This is a genomic window from Burkholderia sp. B10 (assembly GCF_004368385.1).
GTDB lineage: Bacteria > Pseudomonadota > Gammaproteobacteria > Burkholderiales > Burkholderiaceae > Burkholderia > Burkholderia vietnamiensis.
The window spans coordinates 1-17,444 of the sequence record NZ_PQMX01000053.1; the positions used below are offsets into that span (position 1 = coordinate 1).

The following is a 17,444-nucleotide window of genomic DNA, read 5'->3' on the forward strand; positions in this document are numbered from 1 at the left end:
TCGCGCGTACGCTGCATCTGGAGGTCGACGATCTGTTCCCGATCGCCGAAGTGCTGCAGTACCTGGGCTTTGCCGACGTGCGCGAAGGCGACGTGTTCCTGACGCCGCCGGGCCGCGTGTTCGCCGAATTCGGCACGCAGGAACGCAAGCTGATGTTCGCCGATCATTTGCTCAAGCACGTGCCGCTCGCCGCGCGGATCAAGAAGGTGCTGAACGAACGGCCGGGCCATCGCGCGCCGCGCGTGCGCTTCGAGCAGGAGCTGGAGGATTTCCTGTCCGACGGCGCGGCCGAGGAAACGCTCGACGCGGTGATCGACTGGGGGCGTTACGGCGAGATCTTCTCGTACAACGACCAGACCGAAATCTTCAGTCTCGAGGACGTCGAGTCCTGATTCGCCAGGCCGGGCCGCGCGGCCCGGCACACCGCAGCGCGGCGGCGTCCGACCGCCGCGCCGCGCAACATCACTGCAGCGCGCCCCAGCGGTCCACGGCCGGTTCGGCCGACGCCCATTTCCATTGCTTGCCTTGCTGGCACGCGTTCGCGAAATACCAGTCGGCCTTGTCGCCATCCTTCACCGAGAACGCGAACTCCTTGCACAGCGCGAGCGCCGTCGAATAGGCGCGCGTCACGCGCACTTCGCCTTCGCCGTTCTCGAGCGGCAGCGTGTTGCTGACCTTCCACGGCTTCGCTTCGCCGACGGCCAGGCTGCCGGCCGCGTTCGCGATCGCGTCCTGCTGGTTCTGGTGAAGCTGTTTCATCGTGCGATTGACGGCTTCGTCGGTCGCCGCCTGCACCGCGATGCCGACACCGATGCCGACGGCCGGGTTCGCGGTCATGAGGCCCGTGGCCGCACCGGCGAGCGCGCCGCTCGCCGCGCCGACCGAGCCGCAGCCCGACAACGCCGCGCTCGCCGCCGCGCACAGCAGGCCGAGCGCCGCGATACGGATCGGGACGCTCATTGCAGCGCGCCCCAGCGTCCGGTGGCGGGCTCGGCCGACGCCCATTTCCACACCGGCCCGTCGCGGCAGATCGTGGCGACGTAGAACGCCGATTGCGCAGCCTTGTCGGCCTTGGCCGGCGTGTCGACGGCGAACACGATCTCCTTGCAGTCGAGCGGGCCGACGCTGATCATCCGGCTGACCGTCACGCGGCCTTGTTCGTCGTCTTCGATCGGAAACGAATGGTGCGTCGACCATGGCGCGACGCCGCCGACCTCGAGCGGGCCGGCAGCCTTCGCGATCTGCTCCTGCGTGTAGCGGTGCGCGACGCGCTGCGTGTACTGCACGCCCGCACGCGCGCCGGCCACGGCGCCGAGGCCGATGCCCGTCGCGACGGCCGCGTTGTTGGTGACCTTGGACGCGATTGCGGCGCCCGCGATACCGGCGCTGGCCGTCGCGCCTTCGCTGTACAGCGAGTTGCAGCCGGACAGTAGTGCGGCCGCGGCGAGCGCGGCCAGTGCGACGCGCGCCGGCATGACCGGGCGCCGCGGTTCGAAACGAATCTTCATCCCTGAGTGCAAGTCCTGTCTGGATGGGCGGCGCCGCATGCGCGCCCCGTGCCGCATCATTGTTTCGCAATTGTCATACGAAAACTGCAAAGCTTTGACAAATCGCGGTGCGACGGCTCGCGCGCGGACGCGCGGCGCTATTGTCGGACAGGCCGCCGGCGCAGGGTCGAATCGTTACAAATTGAAGGTAATTGTTACCTTCGCTCGCAATGAAGCGACCTAGACTCATTGTCTGTGGAATGTTTCAACGACGGCTTCGAGCCGCGCCGACCATGAGACACCCAGCCATGCACCGTTCGAAACGGTTTTCACCTCGGTCGTCCGATACGGGCGCCGAGCGCCCGCCGCCGCAGCCGGACGGGCCAGCGGCGCCGCCGGCCGGCGCGCCCGACGATGCGCCCACCGACGGCGATCACAACCAGGGCGGCGCCCGCCCGGAAGGGCTCGACTATCAGCGCGACCTCGGCCACGAGCAGGACGCTTGATTTCGTCGGCGCATTCCACTGCCGTAGTTCCCGGCATTTCCCGCAACTGAATCGCCGCGCGTCCGCCTGCGGGCGGCCCGCGTCCGCCGCGGCTTGCGCTGCGCGGCGACCTATCGAATCGAGGAGGGAAGTCGCATGAGCAGATTGATCGTGGTATCGAACCGTGTCGCCGCCGGCGAGGACACGCGCCCGAGCGCCGGCGGCCTGGCGGTCGGCGTGATGGACGCGCTGAAGCAAACCGGCGGCGTGTGGTTCGGCTGGAACGGCGAGATCGTCGGGACGCCCGACGCCGCGCCCGCGGTGCGGCGCGACGGCAACGTCACGTATGCGACGCTCGGCCTCACCCGGCGCGACTACGATCAGTACTATCGCGGCTTCTCGAACGCGACGCTGTGGCCGGTATTCCACTACCGAAGCGATCTCGCGCGCTTCGACCGGCAGGAGTACGCGGGCTATCTGCGCGTGAACGCGATGCTCGCCCGGCAGCTCGCCGCGCTGTTGCGGCCCGACGATCTGATCTGGGTGCACGACTATCATCTGCTGCCGTTCGCGCATTGCCTGCGCGAGCTCGGCGTGAAGAACCCGATCGGCTTCTTCCTGCACATCCCGTTTCCGTCGCCCGACATGCTGCGCGTCGTGCCGCCGCACGACGAGCTGGTGAAGTTCATGTGCGCGTACGACATCGCGGGGTTCCAGACCGACGCCGACAAGCGCGCGTTCACCGACTACATCGAGCGGCGCGGGATCGGCACGGCGAGCGACGACGGGATGCTGCATGCGCACGGCCGGGTCGTGAAGGTCGCGGCCTATCCGATCGGCGTGTATCCGGACGCGATTGCCGAGGCGGCCGTCCAGTACGGCGGCCGCAAGCCGGTGAAGATGCTGCGCGATGCGCTCGGCGGCCGCAAGCTCGTGATGAGCGTCGACCGGCTCGACTATTCGAAGGGGCTGGTCGAACGTTTCCAGTCGTTCGAGCGTATGCTCGCCGGCGCGCCGGACTGGCAGGGGCGCGTGTCGTTCGTGCAGATCGCGCCGCCGACGCGCTCCGACGTGCAGACCTACCAGCGCATTCGCGAGACGCTCGAACGCGAGGCCGGCCGCATCAACGGACGCTTCGCGCAACTCGACTGGACGCCGATCCAGTATCTGAACCGCAAGTACGAACGCAATCTGCTGATGGCGTTCTTCCGGATGTCGCAGGTCGGCTACGTGACGCCGCTGCGCGACGGGATGAACCTGGTCGCGAAGGAATACGTCGCATCGCAGGACCCGGCCGATCCCGGCGTACTCGTGCTGTCGGAATTCGCCGGCGCGGCCGCCGAGCTGGGCGGCGCGTTGCTCGTCAATCCGTACGACCACGCGCAGATGGCCGATGCGCTCGCGCGCGCGCTGGCGATGCCGCTCGCCGAGCGGCAGGCGCGCCATGAGGAGAACCTCGCCCAGCTGCGCAACAACGACCTGTCGGTGTGGCGCGACACGTTCGTCGCCGATCTGCGCAGCGTTGCAGCCGCCGCCTCGGTCACCCAGCGCGCGGGCCGGCGGACCGCGCATGTCTGAGCGCGTCGACGGCGAAAGCCTCGACCAGGCGTGCGCGCGCTTCTTCGTCGTCACGGGCGGCCTGGGCTCCGGCAAGACGACCTTGCTCGATGCGCTGGAGCGCAGCGGCTTCGCGCGCTCGCACGAGGCCGGGCGCGGCGTGATTCGCGACCAGATGGCGATCGACGGCCCGGCGCTGCCGTGGCGCGACCGCGCCGCGTTCGCCGAGTTGATGCTGAACTGGGAACTGCGTTCGTACGAGCTGGCGCGACGCGCACGCGGGCCGGTGTTCTTCGATCGCGGCGTGCCGGACGTGCTCGGCTACCTGCGGCTGACGGGCCTCGCGGTGCCCGCGCACGCGGAGGCCGCGGCGCGGCGGTTTCGCTATCACCGGCGCGTGTTCGTCGCGCCGCCGTGGCGCGAGATCTACACGCAGGACGCCGAACGGCGGCAGGATTTCGACGAGGCCGTGCGTACCTTCGACGTGATGGTCGCGTGCTATACGGCGTATGGCTATCGGCCGATCGAGCTGCCGCGCGCGAGCGTGAAGGCGCGCGTGCGGTTCGTGATGGACGCGCTCGACGCCGCGTGAGCGGCGCGAGCGGCGAGCGGCGGCGTCACGCCGCGGTATCGGCCCGCGGCGACGCGATGCGTAGCGTGCTGACCACCGCGGCGACGGCTGCGAAGGCCGCCGCGGCATAGAGCGCGATGGTCGGCCCGTGCTGCGGCGCCACGCCGAAAATCAATGCGACCAGCGCGGCGCCGAGCGTCTGGCCGGTCAGCCGTGCGGTACTGAGCATCCCGCCTGCGCCGCCGCTGCGCTCGCGCGGCGCCGACGACAGCATCGCGCGATTGTTCGGCGACTGGAACAGCCCGAAGCCCGCGCCGCACAGCGCCATCCGCCACACGATGTCGACGGTGCCCGGATGCGCGCCGATCGTCGCCAGCGACAGCAGGCCGGCCGCGAACAGCGCGAGCCCGATGCCGCCGAGGATGCCGGCCGAGTAGCGATCGGACAGCACGCCCGCGAGCGGCGCGGCGAACACGATCACGAGCGGCCACGGCGTCATGTACAACCCGGTTTCGACCTGCGAGAAGCCGAGCGAATGCTGCAGCCAGAACGGCAGCGCGACGAACGCGAGCATCTGCGACGTGAAGGAGGCGACCGACGTGCCGATCGACAGCGCGAACATCGGGATGCGCATCAGGTCGACCGGCAGCAGCGGCGCCGGCTGCGACAACTGGCGCTTCACGAAGAAGTAGCCGATGCCGAGCGCGACCGCGAGTTCGGCCGCGACGTATGCGCGGCTTTCGCCGTGGCCGAGCCCGTCGACGGCCATGATCAGCAGCCCGAACACGCACGCGTTCATCAGCGCGCTCGCAAAGTCGTACGGTGCGTCGTGTAGCGGGTTCGCCGGCAACGCGCGCACGCTGCCGAACACTGCCGCGATGCCGATCGGCACGTTGACCGCGAACAGCCACGGCCACGACGCGAACGACAGGATTGCGGAGGCGACCGTCGGCCCGATCGCCGACGACAGCGCGACCACCATCGCGTTGATCGAGAGCCCGCGTCCGAGCATCGACGACGGGTAGATCATCCGCACGAGCGCCGCGTTCACGCTCATGATGCCGGCCGCGCCGAAGCCCTGGATCACGCGCATCACGGCGAGCGTCGGCAGCGAGCCGGACAGCGCGCAGCCGAGCGACGCCGCGGTGAAAACCGCCAGCCCGGAGATGTAGACGCGGCGATAGCCGATGCGCTCGCCGAGCGATGCGAGCGGCAGCAGCGTGATCGTTACGGCGAGCTGATAGGCGTTGACGATCCAGATCGATGCGGCGTCGGAGGCGTGCAGGTCGCGCGCGATCGTCGGCAGCGCGACGTTCGCGATCGCGCCGTCGAGCACGGCGAGCGTGATGCCCAGTGCGACGCAGACGATCGCCCAGTAGCGTTGCGGAAGCGGCAGGCCGGTATCGGCGTTCATGTCGGGAGCGAAAGCGTGGTTGTCCGCGCGCCCGGGCGCCGGTTGCGTGCGCAACCATGCTCGCGGGCGCTGGCGATGGGGAATGACCCGGCCGGCACGACGGCGCCGAAGCGGGGCCGGTCGAGTGTATCACCGGGCCGCGTTGCGCGACGCCGGCGTACCGAGCCGCTTGCCGGCGCGCGCACTCAGCCTTCGAAGTCGAGCCCGCCGAGCCGTACCAGCGGTTCCGCCTGCGTGCGCGACGCGAGATCGATGTCGCGTGCGCTTTCCCAGGCATTCAGCTTCTTCGGCAGCGCGCTCAGGTAATGTTCGAAGCGCGCCGCGCCGTCGGGCTCCATCAGCCGTTCGATTTCGTCGGTGTCCCAGGTCAGTTCGAGGTTCAGCGGATAGGCGAAGCCGCTGACGTGCTCGTGCGGTGCGCTGCTGATGTGTACGCGGGTCGGTTGGCCGTGGCCGCCATACGGGACGACGTCGGCGTGCACGTGTTCGGCGAAGAAAGCGGCGATCGCGTGCGCGATGCGCGGCGCGAATTCGGTATCGAAACGGCGGGCGGTTTCGGGCTGCATGCGGGGCGTCTCCTGTATGCCGAAAATCGTAGCACGGTAGCGCAGCGTTTCGCTGGGCGCGTGCCCGGTAATCGCGCGTTACCACTTGCTGCATCTATTACGGGCGGGCGCAGCCACAATGCATCGCATTCAGTACCACTTCGCGTGGGAGTCCATCATGAAGAAGATTGCCGCAGTATGTGTGCTCGCCGGTTCGCTCGTCGCGGCGGGGCCGGCCTCCGCGCACGGCCGCGACGGCGGTGCAGTGATCGGCGCGTTGATCGGCGGCGCGGTGCTCGGGGCGATCGTGACGTCGGCGATGAATCCGCCCGTCGCGTATCAGGCGCCGGCTTACCAGCCGCCGACCTACTACCAGGCGCCGGCGTATCAACAGCCCGCTTATCCGGCCTATCAGCAGGCGCAGTATCAGGACGACGGACCGAACTATTGCTACGACCGGTATCAGCGCGCGTATGTGTGCGGCGCGCCGGTGTCGGGCGGGTATGCGCAGCCGGGCGGATGGTGAGCGATTTCACCGCTGCACGCGGCGCCGAGCGGGGCGCGGCGTGCGGCATCACATCGCAGAAGGCGAAAGGCCCTCGCACGATGCGAGGGCCTTTCGTCATTTGATGGGTGGCCGGCGGAGCGCGGGCGGCCGGTGTGAGGATACAAACGGTTGCAATTGCGCGGCGCGACGATCAGTGGCGGTGGCCGCCGCCGTCGCCCGGACCGCGTCCGCCGTCGTTCCAGTCGCCCCGGCGTCCGCCGCCGCGGCCCCAGCCGCCACGGTTGCCCCAGCCGCCGCGGTCGCGGTCCCAGTGGCGGTTGTCGCGGTGTCCGCGATCCCAGTCGCCGCCGCCGCCCCAGATATTGACGGTGCCGTAGACCGGCGCGGCGCCGTAGGCCGGCCCGTAGGCATAGCCGGGATCGGAATAGTACGGCTGCCCGTAGCTGTATCCGGCGTCCGGGGCGACGACGCAACCGGCGAGCAGCGTGGCGACGCTGGCGGTGGCAATGAGCTTCAGCATGATGATCTCCGTTGGTTCCGCTATGAATACCGCGGGCGGAGATCGGCGGCTGTTTGCAATTGTGTCGCGAAATTACGGTGCCGTAAGGTCTTGAGGTGAAAGTGTTAGCATCGGGAGCCTATTTGTCAGACAGGAGCACATCGATGAAATACGCGATCCGGGCCGCTTTGGCCGCCTTTTGCGTGACGACCGCCGGTGCGTGGGCGGCGGGGCCGGCATCGGCGCCTGCCGTGTCGGCCGAGTCGATCAAGATGTTCCCGCAACCGGCCGCCGGCCAGCAGCGCGCGGTGATCGCGCTGCCCGCGCTCGACAACGAGGCCGACGCGCGCGTCGAGCTGATGATCGGCAAGACACTGCCGACCGACTGCAATCAGCAGTGGTTCGGCGGCGAGCTTACCGCCGAGGACGTGAAGGGCTGGGGCTATACCTACTATCGGCTCACCGACGTGAAGGGGCCGGCGTCGACGCTGATGGCATGCCCCGCTCAAGCGCCGCAGCAACGCTTCGTGCAGGGCGCGGCGATGGTCAGCTGCTGCGGTACAACAGCCGGTTGCCGTTGGTCGTGTATGTGCCGGAAGGGTTTGAGGTGCGGTATCGCGTCTGGCATGCGGCGAAGGATGTGGGGCAGGCGGGGATGCAGTGATGCTCGCGACGGCTCCCGCCGTCGCGCGCCTGAATCGACATTCGCGGGTTTGCCGTCACGTGGCAGCGCGCAATCGCATCGAGGACCGCGTGGGCTGAGAACTATGCCGGCGGTGACGCTCCCCAAGTTTCCGGACGCGTGGTTGACCTACCGAAGAAAGCCAAACTTCGCCGATCGACAACGGTAGGTCGATCATCAACGATCATGAATCGCTGTCCACGCCATGAAGCGCCAGTGTTCGAATGAGAAAAATGACGGAGTAAGTTCGAATGAGTTTTCACACTCAGGTTTGGGTTCATCCGTCTGACGGCGAGCCGTTGAATGTTGCAGGTGTCCGCGAGGAGCTCTTGAAGTTTCTTGATGAATATTCGCTCAGCCACGACGTATTGACCGACCTCACCGAAGCATGTGGTTCGGCCCTCCCGACTTCAACTTTGTTCTATTTGGACAGCATGGCGATCGTCATGCTGTTCGACAAATTGGCTTCATGCCTACCGAATGTGTCGTTCGCAGTAAAGGGTTCTGGCGAGGATCACCGCGATATATGGGTGCGAGAGTATGCCGATGGAGTGGCCACGTTTGAAGCGAGGCCGTTCGAGGAGTGACGTGGGGGCAGTCATCTGATTACGTTCAGCATGTGCCATCGGGCGCTCTACGACGTTCCGGCCGAAGCCGAGTTTACGCAGATGTAGCTGCGAGCCCATGAGACCCGTGCCCCGTCATTCGCGACTTGTAGCCCGTGCGATAGAGCGTATGCAGCATGGTGTTGTTCGAAATGCGGCTCCGGCCTTGCAGGCTGTAGAACACGAATCGATGCTCGCCGTTGAGCGCGCGGAGCGGGGCGGGCACGTCGCGCTCCTGCCGCGATAGTGCATGATGTGCGGGTCGCACATCCTCATGCCGTCAGTGAGTTTGTATGGGGCCGAGCCGTCCGTCGCGTTCCGTACTTGCGCGTGGTCACGAGGCATTGTTGGTATCTGAGTCGTTGGCATCGGCTGATACCAACAAAAAATGCCAACCCTTTCCCCGGCTGCCACTGAGCAACCTTGATAACGATGCGACCCAACAGGCCGCCAGACGGACCTAAGCGGTCAATGTCTCGTGACTCTCTGGGAATGGTTTGAAGCTCGACTGGTCCCCCCGACAGGAATCGAACCTGTATCTAGCGCTTAGGAGGCGCTTGTTCTATCCATTGAACTACGGGGAGGGCCATGTCCGCGATATCGTGTGCTCAAGACGCGACCGGGACGGCAAGGTGGACAGCGCGCAGAGTATAGCAAACGCGCGGCGCGCCGGCGGAGCGAATACGATTCGCTCCGCGCAATCGCCTCAGAAGCTGCGCCTCAGAAACCCCGCCTCAGAAATCGACAACCACGAAATCTTCCTTGCCCACATCGCACAGCGGGCATCGCCAGTCGGCGGGGATATCGGCGAAACGCGTGCCGGCGGGGATGCCGTCGTCCGGCAGGCCTTCCGCTTCGTTGTAGACCCACCCGCAAATCAGGCAGACCCAGCTCTGGTATTCGGTTACTTCGCTCATGTGGTGCTCGGGAGGATGAAAGTCGCTGATGTCGTCCGCGGCGCGGCCAGCGGACGAGAGGCGCAATGGTACCGGAATTCCGCCGAACGCCCGCGCAACGTCGTTCAAGCGTGCGCATCGCGAACAACGTTCGCCGTCGCGCGGCCGGGACGCGCAGTGTATGCTTCGTGAACCTTTCAATCCGAAGGAGAAAACATGCTCAACAAGAAGTGGATCGCGGGTGCGGTTTGTGTCGCGGCGCTGGCCGTGTCGACGCTCGCGCAGGCCGAGGCGCGCGTATTCTTCGTCGAGCCGCAGGACGGCGCGACGGTATCGAGCCCGGTGCACGTCAAGTTCGGCCTCGAAGGCATGGACCTGAAGCCGGCCGGCGACATGACGCCCGACACCGGCCACCATCACCTGCTGATCGACGGCAAGCCGGTGCCGAAAGGCGACGTGATTCCCGCCACCGACCATTCGCTGCACTTCGGCAAGGGCCAGACCGAAACCGACGTCAAGCTGCCGTCCGGCCAGCACACGCTGACGCTGCAACTCGGCGACGGTGCGCACCGCTCGTACGGGCCGGAGATGAGCTCGACGATCACGATCAACGTGAAGTAAACGCGTCCCACAAGCGGGCGCCCGGCTGCGAAGCGGCTGCCAGGAAGCGGCCGTCAAGCGGCGGCCGGCCGCCCGCCGCATCGTTCGCACGATGCCGGCGCCGCGGCGTGCCGACACGCTGCCGCCGTCAGCGCCGGCCGATACCCAAAAAGCCGCTCACCGCCATCGTCCATCCGGCCATCCCGGCGCACGCGTGCGCCACCGGTACAATGGGCGCTTCCGATTTCTCTCTTCGCCGTCTGCCCATGTCGCTTTATTCCATTACCGGTGCGCAACTCGCGTTCGGTCACGTCGCGTTGCTCGATCACGCGGACTTCTCGCTGGAGGCCGGCGAGCGCGTCGGTCTGATCGGTCGCAACGGTGCGGGCAAGTCGTCGCTGCTGAAGATCGTCGCGGGGCTCGCGAAGCCGGACGACGGGCTGATCACGCGCCAGCAGGAGCTCGTGACCGTCTACGTGCCGCAGGAGCCTGAATTCGAGCCGGGCGCGACCGTGTTCGATGCCGTCGCGTCGGGGCTCACGCACACGCGCGAGGTGCTCGAAGAATACGATTCGATCGCGCACCGCCTCGCCGAAACGCCCGAAGGCGCCGAGCACGACGCGCTGCTCGCGCGAATGAACGCGCTGCAGTCGTCGCTCGATACGCACGACGCGTGGAACTGGCGCACGCGCGTATCGATGACGCTCGCGCAGATCGGCCTGACCGACGGCGACGCGCCCGTCGACGCGCTCTCGGGCGGCATGCAAAAACGCGTCGCGCTGGCGCGCGCGCTGGTGCTGCAGCCGGACGTGCTGCTGCTCGACGAGCCGACCAACCATCTCGACTTCGACGGCATCCGCTGGCTGGAAGAGCTGCTCGTCGCGCAGCGCGCCGGCCTGCTGTTCATCACGCACGATCGCGCGTTCCTCGACCGTGTCGCCACGCGCATCGTCGAGCTCGATCGCGGCCGGCTGCTGTCCTATCCGGGCAATTTCTCGGCCTACCAGACGCGCAAGGCGCAGCAGCTCGAAGTCGAGCGCGTAGAAAACGAGAAGTTCGACAAGCTGCTCGCGCAGGAAGAAGTGTGGATCCGCAAGGGCGTCGAGGCGCGCCGCACGCGCAGCGTGGGCCGCGTCGCGCGGCTCGTGCAGATGCGCAACGAACGCGCGGAGCGTCGCAACGCGCAGGGCAACGTGAAGCTCGACGTCGCGCAGGGCGAGAAGTCCGGCAAGATCGTCGCGGAGCTGACCGACGTGACGAAGCGCTACGGCGAACGCACGGTCGTCGACAGGTTCTCGACGACGGTCATGCGCGGCGACAAGATCGGTTTCGTCGGTCCGAACGGCGCCGGCAAGACGACGCTGCTCAAGCTGATCCTCGGCGAGCTGAAGCCCGACGGCGGCACGGTGCGCATCGGCACGAACCTGCAGGTCGCGTACTTCGACCAGATGCGCGCGCAGCTCGACCAGGAAAAGAGCCTTGCCGACACGATCAGCCCGGGCAGCGAATGGATCGAGATCGGCGGCGTGCGCAAGCACGTGATGAGCTATCTCGGCGACTTCCTGTTCGCGCCGGAGCGCGCCCGCTCGCCGGTGAAGTCGCTGTCGGGCGGCGAACGCAACCGGCTGCTGCTCGCGCGCCTGTTCGCGCGTCCGGCGAACGTGCTGGTGCTCGACGAACCGACCAACGACCTCGACATCCCGACGCTCGAACTGCTCGAAGAACTGCTGGCCGATTACGACGGCACGGTGCTGCTGGTCAGCCACGATCGCGCGTTCCTCGACAACGTCGTGACGTCGGTGATCGCGGCCGAGGGCGACGGAAAGTGGCGCGAATACGTCGGCGGCTTCACCGACTGGCAGATCCAGAGCGAGCGCTCGCAGCAACTGGCGCAACAGGAAGCGGCGAAGCGCACGGTGAAGGAGGCCGCGCCGCTCAAGGACGACGCGGCAAAGAGCGCGGCCGGCCGTAATGCGCAACGCACGGTGAAGCTGTCGTTCAACGAGCAGCGCGAGCTCGATGCGCTGCCGGAAAAAATCGCGGCGCTCGAAGCGGAACAGAAAACGATCAATGCGCAGCTCGAGGACGGCTCGATCTTCGCGAAGGATCCGCAGGAAGGCACGCGCCTGACCGAGCGGTTCGCGGCGATCGACGATGAACTCCTCGCCGCGCTCGAGCGGTGGGAAACGCTCGAGGCGAAGCGCAAGCCGGTGTGACGGGCCGCCGCGGCGCGCCGCGGCCGGCAGCGGCCGGCCGCCGTCATCGCAACCGGGCCGTCGCGCGGAACCAGTAAAATACCGCGCGTTCCGGGCCGCGCATGTCGCGCCCGCTTTCGGAGCAGTCCGAGCACACCGTTGTTTCGATTCGCTTTTTTACGGAACTCAACGTTTTGTCCACGACGTTATCCACACGAGATGTGGACAACGTCCCGATGAATGACGAAATTCAGCATCTATGTCAACGAAGAAGCCCAGCGCGGCCTATAGCGAAGCATCGATCAAGGTGCTCAAGGGTCTCGAGCCGGTCAAGCAGCGGCCCGGCATGTACACCCGTACCGAAAATCCGCTGCACATCATCCAGGAAGTGATCGACAACGCGTCCGACGAAGCGCTCGGCGGCTACGGCAAGCAGATCACGGTCACGCTGCACGCCGATCAGTCGGTGTCGGTCGAGGACGACGGCCGCGGCATTCCGTTCGGGATGCACCCGGAAGAACGCGTGCCGGTCGTCGAGATCGTGTTCACGCGCCTGCACGCGGGCGGCAAGTTCGACAAGGCCGCCGGCGGCGCATACACGTTCTCGGGCGGTCTGCACGGCGTCGGCGTGTCGGTGACCAACGCGCTCGCGACGCGTCTGGACGTGACGGTCTGGCGCGAAGGCAAGATCGCCAGCCTCGGTTTCGCCGACGGCGACGTGGTGAAGCCGCTCGCGACGCAGGCGGCCGGCCGCGGCGAGAAGAAGTCCGGCACGCGCGTGCAGGTGTGGCCGAATCCGAAGTACTTCGATTCGCCGAACCTGCCGCTCGGCGAGCTGCAGCGCCTGCTGCGCTCGAAGGCCGTGCTGCTGCCGGGCGTCGAGGTCGTGCTCGTCAACGAGAAGACGGGCGAGCGCCAGGCGTGGAAATACGAAGACGGCCTGCGCGGCTACCTGCTCGACGAGATGAACGGCAGCGAGCTGCTGATTCCGTTGTTCGAGGGCGAGCGTTTCGCCGATGCGCGTTCGACCGACGACACCTTCGCCGAAGGCGAGGGCGCGTCGTGGGTCGTCGCATGGAGCGAGGAAGGCTCGCTCGTGCGCGAATCGTACGTGAACCTGATCCCGACGCCGGCCGGCGGCACGCACGAGTCGGGCCTGCGCGACGGGCTCTACCAGGCGGTGAAGAGCTTCGTCGAACTGCACAACCTGCAGCCGAAGGGCGTGAAGCTGCTGGCGGAAGACGTGTTCGCGCGCGTGTCGTTCGTGCTGTCCGCGAAGGTGCTCGATCCGCAGTTCCAGGGGCAGATCAAGGAGCGGCTGAACAGCCGCGACGCGGTCAAGCTGGTGTCGTCGTTCTCGCGTCCGGCGCTCGAACTGTGGCTGAACCAGCACGTCGAGCACGGCAAGAAGCTCGCCGAGCTCGTGATCAAGCAGGCGCAGGCGCGCACGCGCGCCGGCCAGAAGGTCGAGAAGCGCAAGAGCTCGGGCGTCGCGGTGCTGCCGGGCAAGCTGACCGACTGCGAGACGGAAGACATCGCGCGCAACGAGCTGTTCCTCGTCGAGGGCGACTCGGCGGGCGGCTCCGCGAAGATGGGCCGCGACAAGGAATACCAGGCGATCCTGCCGCTGCGCGGCAAGGTGCTGAACACGTGGGAAACCGAGCGCGACCGCCTGTTCGCGAACAACGAGGTGCACGACATCTCGGTCGCGATCGGCGTCGATCCGCACAGCCCGGACGATACCGTCGACCTGTCGAACCTGCGCTACGGCAAGATCTGCATCCTGTCGGACGCGGACGTCGACGGCTCGCACATCCAGGTGCTGCTGCTCACGCTGTTCTTCAAGCACTTCCCGCAGCTGATCGAGCGCGGCCACGTGTACGTCGCGCGCCCGCCGCTGTTCCGCGTCGACGCGCCGGCGCGCGGCAAGAAGCCCGCGCAGAAGCTCTACGCGCTCGACGAAGGCGAGCTCGAAGCGACGCTCGACAAGCTGCGCAAGGACGGTGTGCGCGACACGCAGTGGAGCATCAGCCGCTTCAAGGGCCTCGGCGAAATGAGCGCCGAGCAGCTGTGGGACACGACGATGAACCCCGACACGCGCCGCCTGATGCCGGTCAAGCTCGGCGAGCTCGACTACGAGGCGACCGTCGCGCGGATGACGATGCTGATGGGCAAGGGCGAGGCAGCCGCGCGGCGCGGCTGGCTCGAGGAAAAGGGCAACGACGTCGAAGCGGATATCTAAGCCGGGCATCCGCACGGCCGGGCCGCGCGCCCGGCCCGCCTCATGTCAGTTAAGAATACGGAATTCAGATGGACGACAACACTGCCGATCTCTTTGCCGGCCCCGACGCACCGGACACCGATGCGCTGACGCTCGGCAACTACGCCGAGCAGGCGTACCTCAGCTACGCGGTCAGCGTCGTGAAGAGCCGCGCGCTGCCGGACGTCTGCGACGGCCAGAAGCCGGTGCAGCGCCGCATCCTGTTCGCGATGAACGAAATGGGTCTCGGTCCCGACGCGAAGCCGGTGAAGTCGGCGCGCGTGGTGGGCGACGTGCTCGGTAAATACCACCCGCACGGCGACCAGTCGGCGTACGACGCGCTCGTGCGCCTCGCGCAGGATTTCTCGCTGCGCTATCCGCTGATCGACGGGCAGGGCAACTTCGGCTCGCGCGACGGCGACGGCGCGGCGGCGATGCGGTACACCGAAGCGCGCCTCACGCCGATCTCGAAGCTGCTGCTCGACGAGATCGACCAGGGCACGGTCGACTTCATGCCGAACTACGACGGCTCGTTCGAGGAGCCGAAGACGCTGCCGAGCCGCATGCCGTTCGTGCTGCTGAACGGCGCGTCGGGCATCGCGGTGGGCCTCGCGACGGAAATCCCGTCGCACAACCTGCGCGAGGTCGCGGCCGCCGCGGTCGCGTTGATCCGCAATCCGAAGCTCACGCACGCGGAGCTGATGAACCTGATCCCCGGCCCGGACTTCCCCGGCGGCGGTCAGATCATCTCGAGCGACGCTGAAATCTCGGCGGCGTACGAAACCGGCCGCGGCAGCCTGAAGGTGCGCGCGAAGTGGAAGATCGAGGATCTGGCGCGCGGCCAGTGGCAGCTGGTCGTCACCGAGCTGCCGCCGAACACGTCGGGCCAGAAGGTGCTCGAGGAAATCGAGGAGCTGACCAACCCGAAGCTCAAGCTCGGCAAGAAGACGCTCACGCCCGAGCAGCTCAACACGAAGAAAGCGATGCTCGACCTGCTCGACGCGGTGCGCGACGAGTCGGGCAAGGAAGCGGCGGTGCGGCTCGTGTTCGAGCCGAAGTCGCGCACGATCGACCAGACGGAATTCGTCAACACGCTGCTCGCCTACACGAGCCTCGAATCGAACGCGACGCTGAACCTCGTGATGATCGGCGCCGACGGCCGGCCGGGCCAGAAGGGCCTGCTGACGATCCTCGACGAATGGGTGAAGTACCGCCAGTCGACGATGACGCGGCGCTGCCGCCATCGTCTCGCGAAGGTCGACGACCGCATTCACATCCTCGAAGGGCGGATGATCGTCTTCCTGAACATCGACGAGGTGATCCGCATCATCCGCGAGTCGGACGAGCCGAAGAGCGCGCTGATGAGCGCGTTCGGCCTGACCGAGCGCCAGGCGGAAGACATCCTCGAGATCCGCCTGCGTCAGCTCGCGCGGCTCGAGAAGATCAAGATCGAGAAGGAACTCGACGCGCTGCGCGACGAGAAGGCCAAGCTCGAGGAGCTGCTCGCGAACGAAAGCGCGATGAAGCGGCTGATGATCAAGGAGATCGAAGCCGATGCGAAGCAGTACGGCGACGATCGCCGCACGCTGATCCAGCAGGAAAAGCGCGCGACGTTCGAGGCGAAGGTCGTCGACGAGCCGGTGACGGTGGTCGTCTCGCAAAAGGGCTGGGTGCGTGCGCTTAAGGGCCACGGGCTCGACCCGGCCGGCTTCTCGTTCAAGGCCGGCGACGGCCTGTACGCGGCGTTCCAGTGCCGCACGCCCGATCGGCTGATCGCCTGGGGCAGCAGCGGACGCGTCTATTCGGTCGACGTGTCGGTGCTGCCGGGCGGGCGCGGCGACGGCGTGCCGGTCACCTCGCTGATCGAGCTCGAATCGGGCTCGCATCTGATGCACTACTACGCCGCGCCGGTCGATCAGCAATTGCTGCTGGCGTCGAGCAACGGTTTCGGCTTCCTCGCGAAGGTCGGCGACATGGTGAGCCGCGTGAAGGCCGGCAAGTCGTTCATGACGATCGACGCGGGCGCGGTGCCGCTCGCGCCGATGCCCGTGCTGCCGAATGCGACGCAGGTCGCGTGTCTGTCGAGCGGTGGCCGGCTGCTGGTGTTCGCGATGGACGAGATGAAGACGCTGTCCGGCGGCGGCCGCGGCGTGACGCTGATGGCGCTCGACGACAAGGAAACGCTCGTGCAGGCGCTCGCGATCGACCCGGCCGGCGTCGTACTGATCGGCACCGGCCGCGGCGGCAAGGTGCAGGACGAAACGCTGTCGTACGCGGGGCTCGCGCCGCACATCGGCAAGCGCGCACGCAAGGGCCGCGCGCCCGACACGAAGCTGAAGGTCGTCAACGAGCTGCGCCCGCTGCTCGGCTGACGACGCATCCGCCGGCGCGCGCCGGCACGACGGGCCGCACCCGCGCTTCGGCGCCGGTGCGGCCTGTGCTTTTGCGGCGACGAATGTGCGAAGAATGGGCGACGGCGCGGCGCTGGCGTCGTCGCGCGGAAGTTGCAAAATATTGTCAAATGCGGCCATGCGCCTGAACCGAGCGCTGGCCGGCCGGTCGAACGTCGCTCGAGACCGCGTGCGATGCGGTCGTTCGTTGCACTGAACCCGCTACCTCAGGATCGTCACCATGTCCCACGCCGTTGCCGTCGCGCTGTTTCTTCATCTGCTGGCCGTCGCCGTGTGGGTGGGCGGGATGGTGTTCGCGCACTTCTGCCTACGCCCGGCGCTGTCCGATCTGACGCCGCAGCTGCGGCTGCCGTTGATCGAGGGCGTGTTCGGCCGGTTTTTCAACTGGGTGTCGGGCGCGGTGCTCGTGATCCTGCTGTCGGGCGGCTTCCTGCTCACCGCGTTCGGTGGCGCGCACGCGACCTGGCCGCTGCATGCGATGGCCGGGCTCGGCGTCGTGATGATGCTGATCTTCGGCCACATCCGCTTCGCGCTGTTTCCCCGTATCCGCCGCGCGGTGCAGGCGCAGAACTGGCCGGACGGCGCGCGCGCGGTGAATGCGGTGCGGCTGCTGGTCGTCGTCAACCTGGTGCTCGGCGTCGTGACGATCGGCGTGGCCGTGTTGGCGCGCGGCTTCTGAGCGGGGCCGGCTGACGGGTTCGTGCCGCTCGGCGCGGCCCGGCGCTGGCG

17 protein-coding genes, 1 tRNA gene and 3 pseudogenes are annotated in these 17,444 nt (G+C 67.3%); 12 read left to right on the forward strand and 9 right to left on the reverse strand.

Annotated elements, in window-relative coordinates; genetic code table 11:
- Positions 1-392 (forward strand): AAA-associated domain-containing protein (locus C3Y15_RS22805; RefSeq protein ID WP_208328102.1); only part of this gene is annotated, 392 nt, incomplete at its 5' end.
- 70 nt (positions 393-462) lie between these two features.
- On the opposite strand, the gene C3Y15_RS22810 is transcribed toward C3Y15_RS22805, so the two are convergent.
- Positions 463-960: a hypothetical protein gene (locus tag C3Y15_RS22810; protein WP_059668512.1), complete on the reverse strand. Its 498-nt coding sequence runs from the start codon at positions 958-960 to the stop codon at positions 463-465.
- Entirely contained in the window at positions 957-1,547 is a 591-nt protein-coding gene (locus tag C3Y15_RS22815; protein ID WP_224020498.1) for a hypothetical protein, read from the reverse strand. The genes C3Y15_RS22810 and C3Y15_RS22815 overlap by 4 nt, the downstream gene beginning before the upstream one ends.
- A 248-nt stretch (positions 1,548-1,795) precedes the next feature.
- Here C3Y15_RS22815 and C3Y15_RS22820 point away from each other — a divergent pair, with 248 nt between their 5' ends.
- From C3Y15_RS22820 to C3Y15_RS22830, 3 genes are all read left to right on the forward strand, one after another.
- A complete protein-coding gene (locus tag C3Y15_RS22820) occupies positions 1,796-1,993 on the forward strand; it encodes a hypothetical protein (protein ID WP_014723439.1) in 198 nt (65 codons plus the stop codon).
- A gap of 135 nt (positions 1,994-2,128) precedes the next feature.
- Positions 2,129-3,550 carry an alpha,alpha-trehalose-phosphate synthase (UDP-forming) gene (otsA, locus tag C3Y15_RS22825; protein ID WP_014723438.1) on the forward strand — a complete coding sequence of 474 codons (1,422 nt, stop codon included), beginning with the start codon at positions 2,129-2,131 and terminating at the stop codon, positions 3,548-3,550.
- A complete protein-coding gene (locus C3Y15_RS22830) occupies positions 3,543-4,121 on the forward strand; it encodes an AAA family ATPase (protein WP_069246287.1) in 579 nt (192 codons plus the stop codon). The genes otsA and C3Y15_RS22830 overlap by 8 nt, the downstream gene beginning before the upstream one ends.
- A gap of 25 nt (positions 4,122-4,146) precedes the next feature.
- Here the strand turns inward: C3Y15_RS22830 and C3Y15_RS22835 are convergent, their stop codons facing one another.
- A complete protein-coding gene (locus C3Y15_RS22835) occupies positions 4,147-5,514 on the reverse strand; it encodes an MFS transporter (RefSeq protein ID WP_041493874.1) in 1,368 nt (455 codons plus the stop codon).
- Positions 5,515-5,699: 185 nt separating this feature from the next.
- A complete protein-coding gene (locus tag C3Y15_RS22840) occupies positions 5,700-6,080 on the reverse strand; it encodes a DUF5594 family protein (RefSeq protein ID WP_014723435.1) in 381 nt (126 codons plus the stop codon).
- A 118-nt stretch (positions 6,081-6,198) separates the two neighbouring features.
- Between C3Y15_RS22840 and C3Y15_RS22845 the strand changes: the two genes are divergently transcribed.
- A complete protein-coding gene (locus C3Y15_RS22845; protein ID WP_034192585.1) occupies positions 6,199-6,585 on the forward strand; it encodes a hypothetical protein in 387 nt (128 codons plus the stop codon).
- Between the two features lie 172 nt (positions 6,586-6,757).
- Here C3Y15_RS22845 and C3Y15_RS22850 read toward each other — a convergent pair whose 3' ends face one another.
- Positions 6,758-7,087, reverse strand: a complete 330-nt coding sequence (locus C3Y15_RS22850) for a hypothetical protein (protein ID WP_011885670.1) — start codon at positions 7,085-7,087, stop codon at positions 6,758-6,760.
- A 143-nt stretch (positions 7,088-7,230) separates the two neighbouring features.
- Here C3Y15_RS22850 and eco point away from each other — a divergent pair.
- Positions 7,231-7,730, forward strand: a pseudogene (gene eco, locus C3Y15_RS22855) (serine protease inhibitor ecotin).
- Positions 7,731-7,732: 2 nt separating this feature from the next.
- Here eco and C3Y15_RS32395 read toward each other — a convergent pair.
- Positions 7,733-7,828: pseudogene (locus C3Y15_RS32395) on the reverse strand (TetR/AcrR family transcriptional regulator); the annotation flags it as partial.
- Positions 7,829-7,999: 171 nt separating this feature from the next.
- Here C3Y15_RS32395 and C3Y15_RS22865 point away from each other — a divergent pair.
- Positions 8,000-8,335, forward strand: a complete 336-nt coding sequence (locus C3Y15_RS22865) for a hypothetical protein (RefSeq protein WP_059568433.1) — start codon at positions 8,000-8,002, stop codon at positions 8,333-8,335.
- 6 nt (positions 8,336-8,341) lie between these two features.
- Here C3Y15_RS22865 and C3Y15_RS22870 read toward each other — a convergent pair.
- The 3 genes and pseudogenes from C3Y15_RS22870 to C3Y15_RS22880 all read right to left on the reverse strand — a co-directional run.
- Positions 8,342-8,662 (reverse strand): annotated as a pseudogene (locus tag C3Y15_RS22870) (integrase); the annotation flags it as partial.
- Positions 8,663-8,862: 200 nt separating this feature from the next.
- Positions 8,863-8,937: transfer RNA gene (locus tag C3Y15_RS22875), tRNA-Arg, on the reverse strand.
- A gap of 150 nt (positions 8,938-9,087) precedes the next feature.
- Complete coding sequence (locus C3Y15_RS22880) at positions 9,088-9,270, reverse strand: rubredoxin (protein WP_011885645.1); 183 nt, start codon at positions 9,268-9,270, stop codon at positions 9,088-9,090.
- Between the two features lie 195 nt (positions 9,271-9,465).
- Between C3Y15_RS22880 and C3Y15_RS22885 the strand changes: the two genes are divergently transcribed.
- The 5 genes from C3Y15_RS22885 (at position 9,466) to C3Y15_RS22910 (ending at position 17,394) form a co-directional block, all read left to right on the forward strand.
- On the forward strand, positions 9,466-9,870 hold the full coding sequence (locus tag C3Y15_RS22885) for a DUF4399 domain-containing protein (protein ID WP_059568434.1): 405 nt from the start codon (positions 9,466-9,468) through the stop codon (positions 9,868-9,870).
- Positions 9,871-10,079: 209 nt separating this feature from the next.
- Complete coding sequence (locus tag C3Y15_RS22895; protein WP_011885643.1) at positions 10,080-12,065, forward strand: ATP-binding cassette domain-containing protein; 1,986 nt, start codon at positions 10,080-10,082, stop codon at positions 12,063-12,065.
- Positions 12,066-12,303: 238 nt separating this feature from the next.
- Complete coding sequence (locus tag C3Y15_RS22900; protein WP_011885642.1) at positions 12,304-14,286, forward strand: DNA topoisomerase IV subunit B; 1,983 nt, start codon at positions 12,304-12,306, stop codon at positions 14,284-14,286.
- A 68-nt stretch (positions 14,287-14,354) separates the two neighbouring features.
- Positions 14,355-16,676 carry a DNA topoisomerase IV subunit A gene (gene parC / locus C3Y15_RS22905; RefSeq protein ID WP_011885641.1) on the forward strand — a complete coding sequence of 774 codons (2,322 nt, stop codon included), beginning with the start codon at positions 14,355-14,357 and terminating at the stop codon, positions 16,674-16,676.
- Between the two features lie 259 nt (positions 16,677-16,935).
- Complete coding sequence (locus tag C3Y15_RS22910; RefSeq protein ID WP_011885640.1) at positions 16,936-17,394, forward strand: CopD family protein; 459 nt, start codon at positions 16,936-16,938, stop codon at positions 17,392-17,394.
- The last annotated feature ends 50 nt before the right edge of the window (positions 17,395-17,444 follow it).